The 16,747-nt window shown below is 72.8% G+C and carries 12 protein-coding genes and 1 pseudogene (1 of these 13 running past the window's edge); 8 read left to right on the top strand and 5 right to left on the bottom strand.

Translation table 11 applies throughout. The features are described 5' to 3' along the window. Positions 1-64: 64 nt before the first annotated feature. The 4 genes from ACLIN4_RS05860 to ACLIN4_RS05845 are packed head-to-tail and all read left to right on the top strand — an operon-like array spanning position 65 to position 4,460. Complete coding sequence (locus ACLIN4_RS05860) at positions 65-2,971, top strand: nitrate- and nitrite sensing domain-containing protein (RefSeq protein ID WP_411576737.1); 2,907 nt, start codon at positions 65-67, stop codon at positions 2,969-2,971. Next, positions 2,968-3,402 (top strand): roadblock/LC7 domain-containing protein, encoded by a 435-nt coding sequence (locus ACLIN4_RS05855; protein WP_107480235.1) that lies wholly within the window; start codon positions 2,968-2,970, stop codon positions 3,400-3,402. Before ACLIN4_RS05860 ends, ACLIN4_RS05855 begins: the two co-directional genes overlap by 4 nt. A 10-nt stretch (positions 3,403-3,412) precedes the next feature. Further along, positions 3,413-3,808, top strand: coding sequence for a DUF742 domain-containing protein (locus ACLIN4_RS05850; RefSeq protein ID WP_100048134.1), 396 nt, complete (start codon positions 3,413-3,415; stop codon positions 3,806-3,808). A 46-nt stretch (positions 3,809-3,854) separates the two neighbouring features. After that, complete coding sequence (locus tag ACLIN4_RS05845; RefSeq protein ID WP_107480236.1) at positions 3,855-4,460, top strand: GTP-binding protein; 606 nt, start codon at positions 3,855-3,857, stop codon at positions 4,458-4,460. A 57-nt stretch (positions 4,461-4,517) separates the two neighbouring features. On the opposite strand, the gene glpK is transcribed toward ACLIN4_RS05845, so the two are convergent. From glpK to ACLIN4_RS05830, 3 genes are all read right to left on the bottom strand, one after another. Then, complete coding sequence (gene glpK, locus ACLIN4_RS05840; RefSeq protein ID WP_289911208.1) at positions 4,518-6,038, bottom strand: glycerol kinase GlpK; 1,521 nt, start codon at positions 6,036-6,038, stop codon at positions 4,518-4,520. Between the two features lie 49 nt (positions 6,039-6,087). Further along, positions 6,088-6,837 (bottom strand): MIP/aquaporin family protein, encoded by a 750-nt coding sequence (locus ACLIN4_RS05835; protein ID WP_107480237.1) that lies wholly within the window; start codon positions 6,835-6,837, stop codon positions 6,088-6,090. Between the two features lie 372 nt (positions 6,838-7,209). Then, positions 7,210-8,835 (bottom strand): GGDEF domain-containing protein, encoded by a 1,626-nt coding sequence (locus ACLIN4_RS05830; protein ID WP_289911207.1) that lies wholly within the window; start codon positions 8,833-8,835, stop codon positions 7,210-7,212. 149 nt (positions 8,836-8,984) lie between these two features. Between ACLIN4_RS05830 and ACLIN4_RS05825 the strand changes: the two genes are divergently transcribed. Both ACLIN4_RS05825 and ACLIN4_RS05820 read left to right on the top strand, forming a co-directional pair. Then, positions 8,985-9,794, top strand: coding sequence for a M15 family metallopeptidase (locus tag ACLIN4_RS05825; RefSeq protein ID WP_290014831.1), 810 nt, complete (start codon positions 8,985-8,987; stop codon positions 9,792-9,794). A 47-nt stretch (positions 9,795-9,841) separates the two neighbouring features. Beyond that, complete coding sequence (locus tag ACLIN4_RS05820) at positions 9,842-10,378, top strand: NUDIX domain-containing protein (protein ID WP_290014829.1); 537 nt, start codon at positions 9,842-9,844, stop codon at positions 10,376-10,378. Between the two features lie 31 nt (positions 10,379-10,409). Here the strand turns inward: ACLIN4_RS05820 and ACLIN4_RS05815 are convergent. Beyond that, positions 10,410-12,791, bottom strand: a pseudogene (locus ACLIN4_RS05815) (glycoside hydrolase family 31 protein). Positions 12,792-13,002: 211 nt separating this feature from the next. Between ACLIN4_RS05815 and ACLIN4_RS05810 the strand changes: the two are divergent. Next, positions 13,003-14,979, top strand: coding sequence for an acetoacetate--CoA ligase (locus ACLIN4_RS05810; protein WP_411575553.1), 1,977 nt, complete (start codon positions 13,003-13,005; stop codon positions 14,977-14,979). A gap of 122 nt (positions 14,980-15,101) precedes the next feature. After that, complete coding sequence (locus tag ACLIN4_RS05805) at positions 15,102-15,992, top strand: hypothetical protein (RefSeq protein ID WP_107480107.1); 891 nt, start codon at positions 15,102-15,104, stop codon at positions 15,990-15,992. 73 nt (positions 15,993-16,065) lie between these two features. Here ACLIN4_RS05805 and ptsP read toward each other — a convergent pair whose 3' ends face one another. Continuing rightward, a protein-coding gene (gene ptsP / locus ACLIN4_RS05800; protein ID WP_100047017.1) for a phosphoenolpyruvate--protein phosphotransferase crosses the window boundary here: on the bottom strand, positions 16,066-16,747 show its 3' portion. It continues 989 nt past the right edge of the window; only the last 682 of its 1,671 coding nucleotides appear in the window; its start codon lies beyond the right edge, outside the window — the gene reads right to left on this strand; it ends in the stop codon at positions 16,066-16,068.

Raw genomic sequence — 16,747 nt, 5'->3', positions numbered from 1 at the left:
GCTCGCGCCGTTTGTTGACGCACACGTGTACCCCCTGCCGGTGGGGGACGAGCTGGGGGAGGCCATGCGCTTTCGCGGGAAGTCGATCCGCCGGAAGATCGTGGCGCTGCTTCTCGTGCCGCTGGTGTCCCTGACCGCGATCTGGGGCTTCGCAACGGTGCTCACGGGACGCGAGGCGAGCCGCCTGTTCGACGTCACCACCGTCGTAGAGGAGATCGGCTACCCGGTCGAGGACACCATCCGCGTCCTCCAGCAGGAACGCCGCCAGACCCTCGTCCACCTCGCCGACCCGCGTGCCTCCGACGGCCTGGCCGCCCTGGAGCGCAGTCGCACCGCCACCGACGAGGCCTTCGCCGAGATCCGCCGGGGCGCCGCGAACGCCGACGTCCGCGACGCGATGGGCCAGGCCGAGGAGGAGCGGCTCACCGCCGTGCTGGACGCCTTCGACGGCATCGGTTCGCTGCGCCGCAGCGTCGAGGACGGCACCGTCGACCGCGCGCAGGCCCTCGGCCTCTACAACCGGCTCGTCGACCCCTGCCACGAACTGCTCGCCAACCTCCACGTCGTCGACGACGTCAACCTGGACAAGCAGTACCGCGCACTCGTCAACGTCTCCCGCGCGCGCGAACTGCTCTCCCGCGAGGACGCCCTCCTCGGCTCCGCCCTGGTCACCGGCCGGCTCACCCGCGCCGAGACGCGGGACGTCTCCGACCTCGTGGCCCAGCGGACGGTGATGTACGACATCAACCTCCCGCTGCTGCCCGCCGCCGAACGCGGTCGCTACCAGCGCTTCTGGCAGAACGCCTCCTCCGCCCCCCTGCGGGCCGCCGAGGAGGCGGCCGTCGCCACCGAGGCCGGCGCGCCCCGCGGCGTCACCGCCAAGAGCTGGGACACCGCCGCGGGCAGCGTCCTCGACGAACTGGGCGACCTCGACGACCAAGCCGCCGAGCGCTACCAGGACCGCGTCGACCCGGTCGCGACGAACACCATCGCCAAGGTGGTCATCGCCGGCGCACTCGGCCTGATCGCCCTGCTGTTCTCCCTCTTCCTCTCCGTGCGCGTCGGCCGTTCCCTCATCCGCGACCTCAGGCAGCTGCGCCTGGAGGCCCTCGAGGCGTCCGGCGTCCGCCTGCCCAGCGTGATGCGCCGCCTCTCGGCGGGCGAGGAGGTGGACGTCGAGACCGAGGTGCCCCGCCTGGAATACGACAAGAACGAGATCGGCGAGGTCGGCCAGGCCCTCAACACCCTCCAGCGCGCCGCCGTGGAGGCCGCCGTCAAGCAGGCCGGCCTGCGGGCCGGCGTCTCCGAGGTCTTCGTCAACCTCGCCCGCCGCAGCCAGGTGCTGCTGCACAAGCAGCTCACCCTGCTGGACACCATGGAGCGCCGCACCGAGGACGCCGAGGAACTCGCCGACCTCTTCCGCCTCGACCACCTGACCACCCGTATGCGCCGGCACGCCGAGGGTCTGGTCATCCTCTCCGGCGCCGCCCCCTCCAGGCAGTGGCGCAAGCCCGTCCAGCTCATGGACGTGGTGCGGGCCGCCGTCGCCGAGGTCGAGGACTACGAGCGCATCGAGGTACGCCGGCTGCCCCGTATCGCCGTCACCGGCCCGGCCGTCGCCGACCTCACCCACCTCGTGGCCGAACTCCTGGAGAACGCCACGGTGTTCTCCCCGCCGCACACCGCGGTGCAGGTCCTGGGTGAGCGCGTCGCCAACGGCTTCACCCTGGAGATTCACGACCGGGGCCTCGGCATGGCGGCCGACGCGCTCCTCGACGCCAACCTCCGGCTCGCCGAGACCCCGGAGTTCGAGCTGTCCGACACCGACCGGCTCGGCCTGTTCGTGGTCAGCCGGCTCGCCCAGCGGCAGAACGTCCGGGTGTCCCTGCAACCCTCCCCCTACGGCGGCACCACGGCGGTCGTCTTCGTCCCCGACGCGCTCCTGACGGACGACGCCCCCGACACCAACGGCGTCGGCTTCCGGCTCGACCGCCCCCAGCACGCGGCCGGGAAGGAGCGGGAGGAGAGCCGCCGTTCCGCCCTCGCCCACGTCCCGGCACGGCTGCCCGGACGGACGTCGCCGTTGCTGGACGGGCCGGTGGAACTGGAGGCGCCCGTCGACCTGGACGCCCTCGACGACCTGCCGGGCGGGCTCGGCGACCAGGACAGCGAACGGGGCGGCCTGTTCCGCCCGCGCCGTTCCCTCGTCACGGCGGACGACGACGCGTCGGCCCGCCGCACGGAACGGGGACGTCAGGACCGGGACCACGACGGCGCGTCGCCCGCGCGCGAGGACGAGGGCGCGGACGGGCCGGTCGCGCTGCCCCGCCGCAGGACTCCGAAGCTGGTCAGTTCGCACGGGCGGCCGGTCCCCGAACGGACGGCCCGCGACGACGCGGACGAGACGCCCGTGGAGGACTCGGGCCGGAGGGCGGCCCGGACCTCGACGAGGGAGGGCCGGGCAACGACGCAGGGACGACCGGGCGAACCCCCCGCGCTGCCGGCCCGCCGCCGGCGCGAGGACCGCACCGAGAACCGCGCCGGCGTCCGGGACGGCCGGGACGCGGACCGGACGGATCCCGAAGCGCTGCCGTCCCTCCCGGCCCGACGCCGCGGCGCGTCACCCGAGCGTGCTGGATCGTCGACCGACGACGGCGAGCACCGTAACCGGGGCGCCCGTCACGCGCCCGGCCTCCCGGGCACGTCGCCCGACGCCGAACCCGGCGCGGGTGCCCTGCCCCGGCGCGTACGGCAGGCCAGTCTGGCCCCGCAGCTCAGGCAGAGCGCCCGAACACCGGCCGACGACCGCCCCGACCCCACCGACCGGGACGCCGAGGAGGTACGCAGCCGCATGGCCTCGCTCCAGCGCGGCTGGCAGCGCGGCCGCAGGGAGAACGCCACGGGTGACGACGTCCCCGGCGGCACAGCACCACAAGCACCACGAGGAACGACAAAGGGGGACGGTCGATGACCGCACCGAAGGCGACCGGCCAGACCACGACCAAGTCCGGCGAGCTCAACTGGCTCCTCGACGACCTGGTGGACCGTGTCGCGAGCGTCCGCAAGGCCGTCGTCCTGTCCGGAGACGGACTGGCGACCGGCGCGTCCAAGGACCTGACCAGGGAGGACAGCGAGCACCTGGCCGCCGTGGCGTCCGGCTTCCACAGCCTCGCCAAGGGCGTGGGCCGCCACTTCGAGGCGGGCAGCGTCCGGCAGACGGTCGTAGAACTCGACGACGCGTTCCTGTTCGTCACCGCCGCCGGCGACGGCAGCTGCCTCGCCGTCCTCTCGGACGCCGACTCCGACGTCGGCCTGGTCGCCTACGAGATGACCCTCCTCGTCAAGCGGGTCGGCGCGCACCTGGGCACCGCCCCGCGCACCGATCTGCCCTCGGGTGGGTAAGTGGGATGACATGAGCGCAGACGGTCAGGGAAGAAACCACTGGTTCGACGACGAGGCCGGCCCCGTCGTCCGCCCGTACGCCATGACGCGCGGCCGCACCACCAGCGTGGGCCAGCACCGCCTCGACCTGATCGCGGTCGTCGTCACGGAACCCCACGTGGACGACCCGGAGGCGGACGTCACGCTCTCCCCGGAGCACGTGGACATCGTCGGACTGTGCCGGCAGGCCCCCCAGTCGGTCGCCGAACTCGCCGCCGAACTGGACCTGCCCGTCGGGGTCGTGCGGGTCCTGGTCGGCGACCTCGTGGACAGTGAACTGGTCCACGTGAACCGGCCCGTGCCGCCGGCCGAACTGCCGGACGAGGGCATCCTGCGCGACGTGATCAATGGGCTGAGGGCACTGTGAACGGGCCCGGGGCCGCGGCAAGTGGCACGTTAAGGAGAAGAAAGCGATGATCTTCGGGCGTTCTCAGCGCGGCAAGCCGCCGGTCGAGCCCGTCACGCTCAAGATCCTGGTGGCAGGCGGCTTCGGCGTCGGCAAGACCACCCTCGTCGGCGCGGTCAGTGAGATCCGGCCGCTGCGCACCGAGGAACTGCTCACCGAGGCGGGCCGGCCCGTCGACGACGTCAGCGGGGTGGAGGGCAAGCACACCACCACCGTCGCCATGGACTTCGGGCGGATCACCCTCCGCGAGGACCTCGTCCTCTACCTCTTCGGCACGCCCGGCCAGGAACGGTTCTGGTTCATGTGGGACGAGCTCTCCGAGGGCGCCCTCGGCGCCGTCGTCCTGGCCGACACCCGCCGCCTGGAGGACTGCTTCGCCGCCATCGACTACTTCGAACGCCGCTCCATCCCGTTCCTGGTCGGCGTCAACTGCTTCGAGGGAGCGGCCCGCTACCCGGCCGAGACCGTCCGCCGGGCCCTGGACCTGGACGCCGACGTGCCCCTGGTGATGTGCGACGCCCGCGACCGGGAGTCGGTCAAGGAGACCCTCATCGGCGTGGTGCAGCACGCCATGGCCCAGGCCGCGGACCGCCGCCGGGCCGTCACGACCTGACGGCCCCGGGGCACGGAAACGTGCCGCACGCGCGCGTGCCCCGAGCCCGCACGCCGGCTAGGCGTCGCCGTCCTCCATCCACCCGAGACTCTTCTCCACCGCCTTGCGCCAGTTCCGGTACTCCCGGTCCCGCGCCGACGCCTCCATGGCGGGCGTCCACTCGACGTCCGGGCGCCAGTGTGCCTTTAGCTCGTCGAGGCCGTTCCACACACCGGTGGCCAGCCCGGCCGCGTACGCGGCGCCCAGGCAGGTCGTCTCGGACACCCGGGGCCGGATCACCGGCACGCCCAGGACGTCCGCCTGGTGCTGCATCAGCAGACCGTTCCCCGTCATGCCGCCGTCGACCTTCAGGGTCGTGATGCGCACCCCGGAGTCCTGGTACATGGCGTCCACGACCTCGCGCGTCTGCCAGCTCGTGGCCTCCAGCACCGCCCGCGCGAGGTGCGCCTTGGTGACGTACCGGGTGAGCCCGGTGACGACCCCGCGCGCGTCCGAGCGCCAGTAGGGGGCGAACAGTCCAGAGAAGGCGGGCACGATGTACGCGCCTCCGTTGTCCGCCACGCTCGCCGCCAGCGGTTCGATCTCGTCGGCGCTGCGGATGATGCCGAGTTGGTCGCGGAACCACTGGACCAGGGCGCCGGTGATGGCGATCGACCCCTCCAGGCAGTAGACGGGAGGCTCGTCGCCGATCTTGTAGCCCATCGTGGTCAGCAGCCCGTTCTTCGACGGCACCGGCCGCTCACCGGTGTTGAGCAGCAGGAAGCTGCCGGTGCCGTACGTGTTCTTCGCCGTGCCCACGTCGTAGCAGGCCTGCCCGAACACGGCCGCCTGCTGGTCGCCCAGGGCGGAGGCCACCGGTACGCCGGCCGGCTGCCCGACGGCCGTGCCGTACACCTCGGCGGAGGACCTGATCTCGGGGAGTACGGCCTCGGGGATGTCCATGGCCGACAGGATGGCCGGGTCCCACTCCAGGGTACGGAGGTTCATCAGCATGGTGCGTCCGGCGTTGGTCACGTCCGTGACGTGCCTACCGCCGTCGGTGCCGCCGGTCAGGTTCCAGATCAGCCAGGAGTCGATGGTGCCGAAGGCGATCTCACCCCGCTCGGCGCGAGCCCTGAGACCGGGCACGTTGTCGAGCAGCCAGGCCGCCTTCGGCCCGGAGAAGTAGCTGGCCAGCGGCAACCCGGTCTGCTCGCGGAAACGGTCCGGCCCGTCCGTCCCGCCCAACTGGCGGCACAGCCCGGACGTACGCGTGTCCTGCCACACGATGGCGTTGTGCACGGGCTTGCCGGTCGCGCGGTCCCACAGCACCGTCGTCTCGCGCTGGTTGGTGATGCCCAGCGCGCTGAGCTGATCGGCACGCAGCCCGGCCTTGGCGAGTGCTCCCGCGACCACCGCCTGCACCTTGGCCCAGATCTCGGTGGCGTCGTGCTCCACCCAGCCGGGCTTGGGAAAGATCTGGCGGTGCTCGCGCTGGTCCACGGCGACGATCGCGCCGTTCCGGTCGAAGACGATGCAGCGGCTCGAGGTGGTGCCCTGGTCGATCGCGGCGACGTACTTGGCGGAGTGGTCCGTCATGGCTACCCCTTGGGCTTGGCCGGTGAGGGAGGAGTGCTGCGGCGGCCGGTCAGAAGGCCGCGTTGTAGATGAGCCCGGCGAGGGCCCCGCCGATCAACGGGCCTGCCACCGGAATCCACGCGTAACTCCAGTCGGAGGTGCCCTTGTTCGGGATCGGCAGGAACGTGTGCACGATGCGCGGGCCTAGGTCGCGCGCCGGGTTGATGGCGTAACCGGTCGGTCCGCCGAGGGAGAGGCCGATGCCGACGACGAGCAGGGCGACGATCAGCACCAGCGTCCCGGACTCGCCGAGCCCCTCCGTCAGCCCGAAGGCGAGGATCGGCAGGACGAGCCCCACGGTCGCGATGATCTCCGTCATCAGGTTGGCGACGGGATTCCGGATCTCCGGGACGGTCGAGAAGACACCGAGCGTCGGAACGGGCTCGTCCGCCGTGCCCTCGGTGGTGCCGGTCTTGCGTACGTTGGCCTGGAACTGGGCGAAGTACGTGAGGTAGCACAGCACGGCCCCGAGCATCGCGCCGACGAACTGCCCCAGCACGTACACCCAGACCTTGCCCCACTCACCCGTGTCGACGGCGATCCCGAGGGTGACGGCGGGGTTGAGGTGCCCGCCCGAGAGAGGGGCCGCGGTGTACGCGCCCGCCAGCACGCCGAACCCCCAGCCGAACGCGATCACCACCCACCCCGACGCCCGGGCCTTGCTGTACCTGAGGGTGACGGCGGCGCAGACTCCGGCGCCGAAGAGTATGAGGATCGCCGTACCGATGATCTCGCCGACGAAGATGTCTCCGTTGCTCATGGCGGCTCCTAGGCCCCGGCCCGGGACGATCGGCCCCGGTCCGCACGGGTGCGTTTCCCATGGCGTCCTGCGCCGAGGGGGCGTGAGTGACGAGCGTGCCGTAGCAGCCGAACCGCCCGTGGGGGAGTGGGCCTCGAAGCACAGAGGAGCCCGCGCGACGCAGTACCGGAATACGCCGAGATGTACGGCGATGTCGACTGACACCGGAAGTGTTCACCGGCGCCCGCGGAGCGTCAAGGTGGCCGACCGAAACGTTTCGTGAGCCGTACCGCGGCCGTCCCGGACGCACGCCACCGGCGGGGCGCCGGCCTCAGCCGGTCTGCGTCGGCCTCGGCCCGTCTGCGCCGGCCTCAGCCCGTGTCTGCGCCGGCCTCAGCCCGTCTGCGCCGCCGCCCGGCTCGAGCCGCGCCGGACCTCGTGCCCCGGCGCACCCGCCCGGCCCAGCACCCAACTCGCCCCGCCCAACGCCTTCGCGGCCTCCTTCAGCGGGGCCAGGCAGGCCGCCGCCTGCCGATGGTCCGGCACACTCCCGGGCAGACACAGGACCGTCGCCAGGGACAGCGTCACGGGCCGCCCGTCGGCCGACCACGGCACGTCCAGCACGGCGGCGGCCAGCGGATCCAGCTCCTCCGGGTCGGTGAGCACCAGGAAGTCGTCGCCCCCGATGTGCCCCACGCGCGTGGCCCCCGACGCCGTCTGCAGCAGCGCCCGGCCGACCGCGCGGATCAGCTCGTCGCCCGCCGCGAACCCGGCCCGGTCGTTCACCTGCTTGAAGTGGTCCACGTCGAGCCAGCTCAGCGCGAACGCCCGCCCCTCGGCGATCCGCCGGTCCGCCTCACCCGTGATCGCGTCCGAGCCGGGCAGCCGGGTCAGCGGATTCAGTCCGGCCGCCTCCTCCACCCGGCTCTCCGCCAGCGCCCGCACGAGATCCGCGAGCCGTACGACGCCCACGCACCGTCCGTGCGCGTCGACCACGGCGACGTCGTCCGACGTACGGCCGGGGCCGCCGACCGCCACGACGTCCAGCACCTCCCAGGCCGTCGCGTCGACGCCCACCGTCCGCGGCACGTCGCCGAGCTTCGCCGCGGGCCGGTCGGCGTACAGGGCGTGCCCGTATCGCCCCGACATCGACAGCAGGAAACGGGACCGGTGCACCGACCGCACCGGAACCCCCTTCCGGTCCACGAGCAGCACCCCGGACACGTCCGGTGCCCCGGTCAGCAGCGCCCGTACCTGCCCCGCCGACGCGGTCGCGGGCAACAGCGCGGCCGGCCGCACGAACTGCCGGACCGACGGACCGGAACGCGGCACCGGCAGGACGCCGGGGGAACCGGGCGGAACATACACGTCCGCCGCCGGCAGCCGCGCGGGCGGCGCGAACAGCTCCCCTTGCGCCCACTGCGCGCCGGCCGACCGCGCGGCAGCGTACTGCGACTCGGTCTCCACGCCCTCGACGGCCAGCAGCGCCCCCAGTTCGTCGCAGAGCACCCGCATCGCCCGCACCGCCGCGGGCCGCGCCAGCAACGAGGCGTCGAGCTTCACCAGTTCCGGCGCCAGGTCCGCCAGCATCCGCAGCGGTGCGTCACCGTCACCGACCCCGTCCGCACAGATGCGGAATCCCTGGCCCCGCACCGCGGCAACCGCCTCCAGCAGTGCCCGCCGGGGCACGTGCGCGTACGGCGGACAGACGTCCAGCGTCACCTCCCAGGGCATCCGCCCCGCCTCGCGCACGGCGTCGTGCAGGGGCTGGAGGCCACCCAGGTCGGCCAGCGTTCCCGCGAACACGTTGACGTGCAGCGGCAGCAACGTCTCCTGGCGCACCGCCGCGCGGAACGCCGACACCGCCAGCCGCCCGTCGAGTCCGGGATCGCGGCGCGCCTCGGCCAGGATGTCGCCGCCCTCCGGCCGGGCCAGTATCTCCAGCGCCGCGACCCCGCCGGTCATCAGGTTGACCACCGGTTGGAAGGCGAAGCGGAGAGTATCCGTCCAGGAGCGCACGGGAGCAGGATGGCGCCACCGGCGACCGGCCGGGCCCAGTTCATGAGACGTTCACGCACGATTCCCCATCGCTCACGGAGCGTACGCGGGGCGTGTCGGGAGACCGCCCACTTCCCCCGCGCCACCTCCGCCTGATAGATGCAGGGAACATGACACGAATCTCCACCGCGTTCCGCGGCCTGGTCACCGCCCTCGCCGCCCTGGTCGCCGTGACCGCCGCCCCCGCCACCGCGCAGGCGAAGCAAGAGCCCAAGGCTCCCGAGGACTTCGTGGCCCTGAGAAGCGTCGACCCCACGATCATCCAGGAGATGCGCTACGTCACCCGGCACAACTTCGTCGGCGAACCCGTCGACGGCTACCGGCAGCCCCTGTGCATCCTCACCCGCCCCGCCGCCGAAGCCCTCCACCGGGCCCAGACCCGCCTGCTGCGCCAGGGCTACTCCCTCAAGGTGTACGACTGCTACCGGCCGCAGCGCGCCGTCGACCACTTCGTCCGCTGGGCCGAGGACCTCGACGACCAGAGGATGAAGGCCGAGTTCTACCCGGAGGTCGACAAGACCCGCCTGTTCGCGGACGGCTACATCGCCGAGAAGTCCGGCCACAGCCGCGGCTCCACCGTCGACCTCACCCTCGTACGGCTCCCGGCGAAGCCCACCCGGCCCTACCACCCCGGACAGCCCCTGGTGCCCTGCTACGCGCCCCAGGACGAGCGCTTCCCCGACAACTCCGTCGACATGGGCACCGGTTACGACTGCTTCGACACCCGCTCCCACACCCTCGACCCGCGCATCCAGGGCACCCAGCGCGCCAACCGGCTGCTGCTGAAGGACACCCTGGAGGACGTCGGCCTGGTGAACCTCCCCGAGGAGTGGTGGCACTTCACGTACAAGCCCGAGCCGTACACGGACACCTACTTCGACTTCCCGGTCTCCGCCAAGTCCCTCGCCGGACGCCACTGAGCCGCCTGCCGGAGCCGCCCGCCGAGCCATCGGATACAGTCCGCCGCGTGTCCGAAACTCATACCTCCGTTCCCAACTCCGCGCTCGGCTCCCACTGTTCGAGCTGCGGATCGCCCTACGGAGAGGGCGTCTCCGGCTGGCCCCGCACCTGCCCGGCGTGCGGCACCGCGGCCTACCGCAACCCACTGCCGGTCGCGGTCGCCCTCCAGCCCGTGTACGACACGCAGGGCACCGCCCTGGTCGTCATCACCCGAACCGTGTCCCCCGCGCGCGGAGGCGTCGCACTGCCCGGCGGCTACATCGACGACCGGGAGGACTGGCGGCAGGCCGTCGTGCGCGAACTGAAGGAGGAGACGGGCATCGACGCGGCGAGCCGCGACGTACGGCTGATCGACGCCATGAGCTCGCCCGACGGCCACCTGCTGCTCTTCGGCCTCCTCCCCGAACGGTCGGCCGAGGGTCTCCCGCCGTCCGCCCCCACGGACGAGACCGAGGGATGGCACCTGCTGCGCAGGGCGGAGGAGCTGGCCTTCCCCCTCCACACCCGGGCCGTGCGGGCCTGGTTCGAGGGCCGCTACATCTGATCCGTACCTTCGGATCCGATCCGGGCCGCAGTTACGTCCGCGCCGAGCGCTCCGCCTCGAGCCCGCGGACACGGACCGGGCGGGACGGCTCGCACACGCCGTCCTCGCCCTGCCGCTCCACGACCACCCGCCGCCCCTCCCAACGCGAGCCGTACCGCTCGATCTCCGGTTCCTCCCAGCCGTCGCCCGCGTCCGGCACGACCAGGCCGCCGCCGGTCCGCCCCCGCGCGGGCGCCCAGACCTCGAGTACCGTCCCCCCGTCCTCCCCGCGCACCGGGATCACGGCACCCGCGCGCGCGAACACCGGAATCCGCGCCACGGGCGCCTCGACGAGAACCTGGGCGGGCCCCTCGTACGCCCGTTCCGTCGCCGTGTCGTACCAGCGCCCCCGGGGCAGCTGCACCGCCCGCCGGTCCGCCCCCGGGTCCAGCACCGGCGCGACCAGCAGACAGTCGCCCAGCAGGAAGGCGTCCTCGCAGTCCCGCAAGGCCCGCTCCTCCGGATTCGACCACCACAGGGGACGCACATAGGGCGCGCCCGTACGCCGGGCCAGGTGCGCCAGCGTCACGAAGTACGGCAGCAGCCGCCGCCGTCCGTCGAGCACCACGCGCGCGTGCTCCAGCACCTCGGCACCGAACCCCCACGGCTCACCGCCACCCGCCTCCCGCCGGCCCCGCGTGCGGAACAACGGCAGGTGAGCGGCGAGTTGCAGCCACCGCAGATACAACTCCGGCGACGGGCGCCCGCCGGCCCCGCCCACGTCCGGCCCCGCGTACGGCACCCCGCACAGCCCGAGCCCCGTCACCAGCGCCAGCGAGGCCCGCAGCCCGGGCCAGCCGCCGCCCACGTCCCCTGCCCACACACCGCCGTAACGCTGCATGCCCGCCCACCCGGATCGGGACAGGACGAACGGCCGCTCCCCGGGCGCCAGAGCCCGCAGCCCCTCGAACCCGGCGCGGGCCATGCACAGCGCGTACACGTTGTGAGCCTCCCGGTGGTCGCCACCCCGGCCCTCCAGCGAGTGCCGGGCCGAACGCGGCAACGTCGGCTCCCCGAACGCGGCGAACGACGTGGGCTCGTCCAGGTCGTGCCAGAACCCGGCGAACCCCCGACCGAGCCTCTCCTCGTACCACCCGCCCCACCACTCGCGCACCCGCGCGCGCGTGAAGTCCGGAAACACGACCTCCCCGGGCCGCGCCACCCCGCGCACGACCGGCCCCGAGGCGTCCCGCACGAAGACGTCCTCACCCGCCCCGCCGTCGTACACGGCGTTGCCGGGCACCGCCGGGACCGCCGGATCGACGACCGACACCAGCCGTACACCGTCCCGCCGCAGCTCCTCCGCGAGGACGGCCGACTTGGGGAACCGCTCCTCGTCCACGGTGAAGACCTGACCTCCATCGAGATGCCCGGCGCCCAGGTGCACGGCGTCCAACGGCAGATCACGCTCCAGGAAACCGGCCACGACCCGCCGGACCCCCTGCTCGTCACCGGAACCCGACCGAACGTGCTGGTGACCGAGCGCCCACGCCGGCGGCAGGGCCGGCGCCCCGGTGAGCGAGGCCCACGCGAGCAGCACACGCGCGGGAGTGCCCACCGCGACCCAGCACCGCAGCGGACCACCCTCCATCCGCAGCACACTGCGCCCCGGCCGGTCGTGCCCCGACCCGGCCCCCTCCTCGCCCTCCCGCAACGCCACCGTCCCGTCCCACGGACTGTCGTGGAACACCAGATGCGTCCCCGCGTCCGCCACCACCAACTGCACCGGCATCGTCACCGACGACCGGTCCTCACCCGCATCGGTTCCCGGAGCGGCGGCGCCGTTCCACAGCCGGTACGTGCCCTCGCGCAGCCGCGGACCCGAGGACCGTCCACCGAGCCCGAAGAACCGGGCGTCCGCCGGCACCTCCGACCGCTGCGTCCAGCGCGCCCGACCGCCACCGACCGGCTCCCACCAGCGCGGCGGCAGCTCCCGCCGCAGCACCACGCCCCCCGGCGTACGGACCTCGATCGCTCCGTGCCGGGAGACGGCCACCGTCGCCCGCTCGGCCACCACCCGCCAGCCGCCGTCCTTGTCCGGCTACAGCACCGCCCGCGGATCGGGCTCCGGACAGCGGCCCGCGAGCGCGTACGACGGCTCCGGCCCGGCCCCGTCCCACCCCCAGAACACCGCCCCGTTCACGGCCACGAGGATGCGCAGCTCCGAACGATCGAACCGGACGACCCCGCCACCGGGCCCGGGCTCCACCTCCCGCATCGGCCCCGGCACCCGGGCACGCTCCGCGCCCCGCGGCGGCAGCCCCGCCGCATCCGCCCGCCGCCTGCGCCACGCCGCCCGTACGGTACGCAACCCGTGCGCAGCCCCCGCAGAACCGACCGCCTTCATCGAACGCACCAGGTCACGACCGTCCATGCTGCTCACCCTGCCACCGACCGGCCCCCGCGCGGGTCTCGTTCAACTGCCGTTCACCCGTGACAGCACCACATCTTCATGAGGCCGACTATGTGGGCCGCGCCCTGGTGCGGAAGACGATCACATGGCATCGTCCGTGGCAGCCGTGTCACGCGCACACCCAGCCCGTGCGCGGAGGACGCACACGACGCGTACAGTCCGGGAGCCGCCCATGTCGACCGAGAACCCCCAGCCGCTCTGGCAGCCGGATCCGCAACGCATCGCGCGAGCCCGGATCACCGCCTTCCAGGACTGGGCAGCCGCACACCACGGCGCGCCCGCCGAAGGCGGCTACGCGGCCCTGCACCGCTGGTCCGTGGACGAGCCCGACACCTTCTGGCAATCCGTCACCGAATGGTTCGACGTCTGCTTCTCGACCCCCTACGCGCGCGTGCTGGGCGACCGCTCCATGCCCGGCGCCCAGTGGTTCCCCGGCGGCACGCTCAACTACGCCGAACATGCCCTGCGCGCGGCGGCCACCCGCGCGGACGAACCGGCCCTCCTGCACGTCGACGAGACCCACGAACCCACCCCCGTCACCTGGACCGAACTGCGCCGACAGGTCGGCTCGCTCGCCGCCGAACTGCGCACCCTCGGGGTACGCCCCGGCGACCGCGTCAGCGGCTACCTCCCGAACATCCCCCAGGCCGTGGTCGCCCTCCTCGCCACCGCCGCCGTGGGCGGCGTCTGGACCTCCTGCGCCCCCGACTTCGGCGCCCGCAGCGTCCTCGACCGCTTCCAGCAGGTCGAACCCGTCGTCCTGTTCACCGTCGACGGCTACCGGTACGGCGGCAAGGAACACGACCGCCGCGACACCGTCGCCGAACTCCGCCGCGAACTGCCCACCCTGCGCGCCGTGGTCCACATCCCGCTCCTCGGCAGCGAGGCACCCGAGGGCGCCCTGGAATGGGAAACACTGACGGCCGCGGACACGGACCCCGTCTTCGAGGAGCTGCCGTTCGACCACCCCCTGTGGGTGCTCTACTCGTCCGGCACCACCGGTCTGCCCAAGGCCATCGTCCAGTCGCAGGGCGGCATCCTCGTCGAGCACCTGAAGCAGCTCGGCCTGCACTGCGACCTCGGCCCCGAGGACCGCTTCTTCTGGTACACCTCGACCGGCTGGATGATGTGGAACTTCCTCGTCTCCGGCCTCCTCACCGGCACCACGATCGTCCTCTACGACGGCAGCCCCGGCTTCCCGCACACGGACGCCCAGTGGCGCATCGCCGAACGCACCGGCGCCACTCTCTTCGGCACCTCCGCCGCCTACGTCATGGCCTGCCGCAAGGCCGGCGTCCACCCCGCCCGCGACCACGACCTCTCCAAGGTCCAGTGCGTCGCCACCACCGGCTCCCCGCTCCCGCCCGACGGCTTCCGCTGGCTGCACGACGAATTCGCCGCGAGCGGCGCCGACCTGTGGATCGCCTCCGTCAGCGGCGGCACCGACGTCTGCTCCTGCTTCGCGGGCGCCGTCCCCACCCTCCCCGTCTACATCGGCGAACTCCAGGCCCCCGGCCTCGGCACCGACCTCCAGTCCTGGGACCCCGTCGGCAAGCCCCTGACCGACGAGGTCGGCGAGCTCGTCGTCACCAACCCCATGCCGTCCATGCCGATCCGCTTCTGGAACGACCCCGACGGCAGCCGCTACCGCGACAGCTACTTCGACACCTACCCCGGCGTCTGGCGGCACGGCGACTGGATCACCGTCACCTCACGAGGATCGGTCGTCATCCACGGCCGCTCCGACTCCACCCTGAACCGGCAGGGCGTCCGCATGGGATCGGCGGACATCTACGAGGCCGTCGAGCGACTGCCCGAGATCAAGGAGTCCCTCGTCATCGGCGTCGAACAGCCCGACGGCGGCTACTGGATGCCACTCTTCGTGCACCTCGCCCCCGGCGCCGCCCTCGACGAGCCCCTGCTGACCCGAATCAAGCGGACCATCCGCGAACAACTCTCCCCCCGCCACGTCCCCGACGAGATCATCGAGGTCCCCGGCATCCCGCACACCCTGACGGGCAAGCGCATCGAGGTACCGGTCAAGCGCCTCCTCCAGGGCACCCCACTGGAGAAGGCGGTCAACCCCGGCTCCATCGACAACCTCGACCTGCTCCACTTCTACGAGGACCTCGCCCGAAAGCGCACCTGACCAGGCCCTTGCCCGACCGGCCGCCGCGACCGGCGGCCGGTCCGCGACGCCCGCCCCGACGCCGTTGTCAGTGCCGCCGGTTACTGTGAGTGAGCATTGATCGACTGCGCACAGGGGGAAACATGGCGCACACCGACCAGACCACGCGACGCGACCTGCGCCGGGAAATCGCCGGCACCATCGGACTGCTCACCGACGAACACGACTTCCGCACCATGCGGCGCTACCGAAGTTTCACCTTCGACGACCACGCCGCCTACCTCCACCAGGTGGAAGCCCTGCTCAAAACACGAGCAGCACAGGGCACCCACACCACGATCGCCCTCTTCGACCCCGAGGAGTACGCCGAATTCTGCACGGCGGCGGGCCTCGACCCCGACGCCCCCGCCAGCCGCAGCCGATTCACCGCCGAACTCGCGGCCAACGGCCCCACCGTCCCGTACGAGGGCCAGCCACTCGCCGACCTCCTCCCCGTCCTGGTCGACGAAGCCGTCCGCCAGGCCACCTGGGAGTACGCGTCCCACCTGCTCGCCCACCTCGGAAGCTGCGCCACCTGCGGCGAGGACCTCGGCCGAGCCGCGTTCACCCGAGCCTCGCGCCTCCTCCTGCGCGTCCTCGAGACCGCCCCACCGGGCAACCGGCACCTGGTCTGCAGCGTCTCGGGCTCTCCGGAAACGCTCGTCTCCGTCCTCCACGCCGACGACGAACTCGACGGCACCCCGTTCATCGACGAGGCCGAGGCCCTCGAATTCACCAGCGTCCTCGCCCTCGGCCTGGCCACCCACAGCCCCGGCGGGCTCGTCATGCGCATCAGCACGCCTGACGGCCCCGACCGCATCCACGGCTGGCGCCTGCGCGGCTACGGCCTCGAACCACTCACCGCCGGCGAGGTCTTCGACGCCTACTGCACCGACGTGGAATCCGGCGACCTCATCGCCCCGGAGTCCAACGTCGACTACTGCGCACCGCCCGACCTGGGAGACGACCACAGGTCACCGGGACACCACCACTGAACGCGGCGCGGGGCGCTCCACCCGAAGGTGGAACGCCCCGCACCGGCGGCCACGACAACGGCCTCACCCGGTCCTACTCGCCGGACAGCACCGCCTGAGCGGCGTTGCGCGCCTCCTCGGCACTGTCCGCGGCCCGGGCCGCCGCCGCGGCCCGCTCACACTGGGCCAGCGTGAACTTCGCCAGCGTCGCCCGGACGTAGGGGAGGGACGCGGCACCCATGGACAGGGAGGTGACACCCAGACCGGTCAGCACACACGCCAGCAGCGGGTCCGACGCCGCCTCACCGCAGACACCGCAGCTCTTGCCCTCGGCCTTCGCCGCCTCGGCGGACAGCGCGACGAGGTCGAGCAGCGCCGGCTGCCACGGGTCCTGCAGCCGGGACACCGCGCCCACCTGACGGTCGGCCGCGAAGGTGTACTGCGCGAGGTCGTTCGTCCCCAGCGACAGGAACTCGACCTCCTGCAGCACCGACCGGGCGCGCAGCGCGGCCGACGGGATCTCCACCATGGCGCCGAACTTCGCCCGCAGCCCGGCATCGCGGCAAGCGTCCGCGAACGCCTTGGCGTCGGCGCGGTCCGCCACCATCGGGGCCATGACCTCGAGGTAGACCGGGAGACCCTCCGCCGCCTTCGCCAGCGCGGTCAGCTGCGTGCGCAGCACCTCCGGGTGGTCGAGCAGCGTCCGCAGCCCGCGCACGCCCAGCGCCGGGTTCGGCTCGTCGCCCGGCGTCAGGAAGTCCAGCGGCTTGTCCGCA

This window comes from Streptomyces mutabilis (genome assembly GCF_046628145.1).
Lineage (GTDB): Bacteria > Actinomycetota > Actinomycetes > Streptomycetales > Streptomycetaceae > Streptomyces > Streptomyces mutabilis.
Note: the sequence above shows the minus strand (reverse complement) of the source record. Positions and strands in the feature narration are given on the sequence as shown.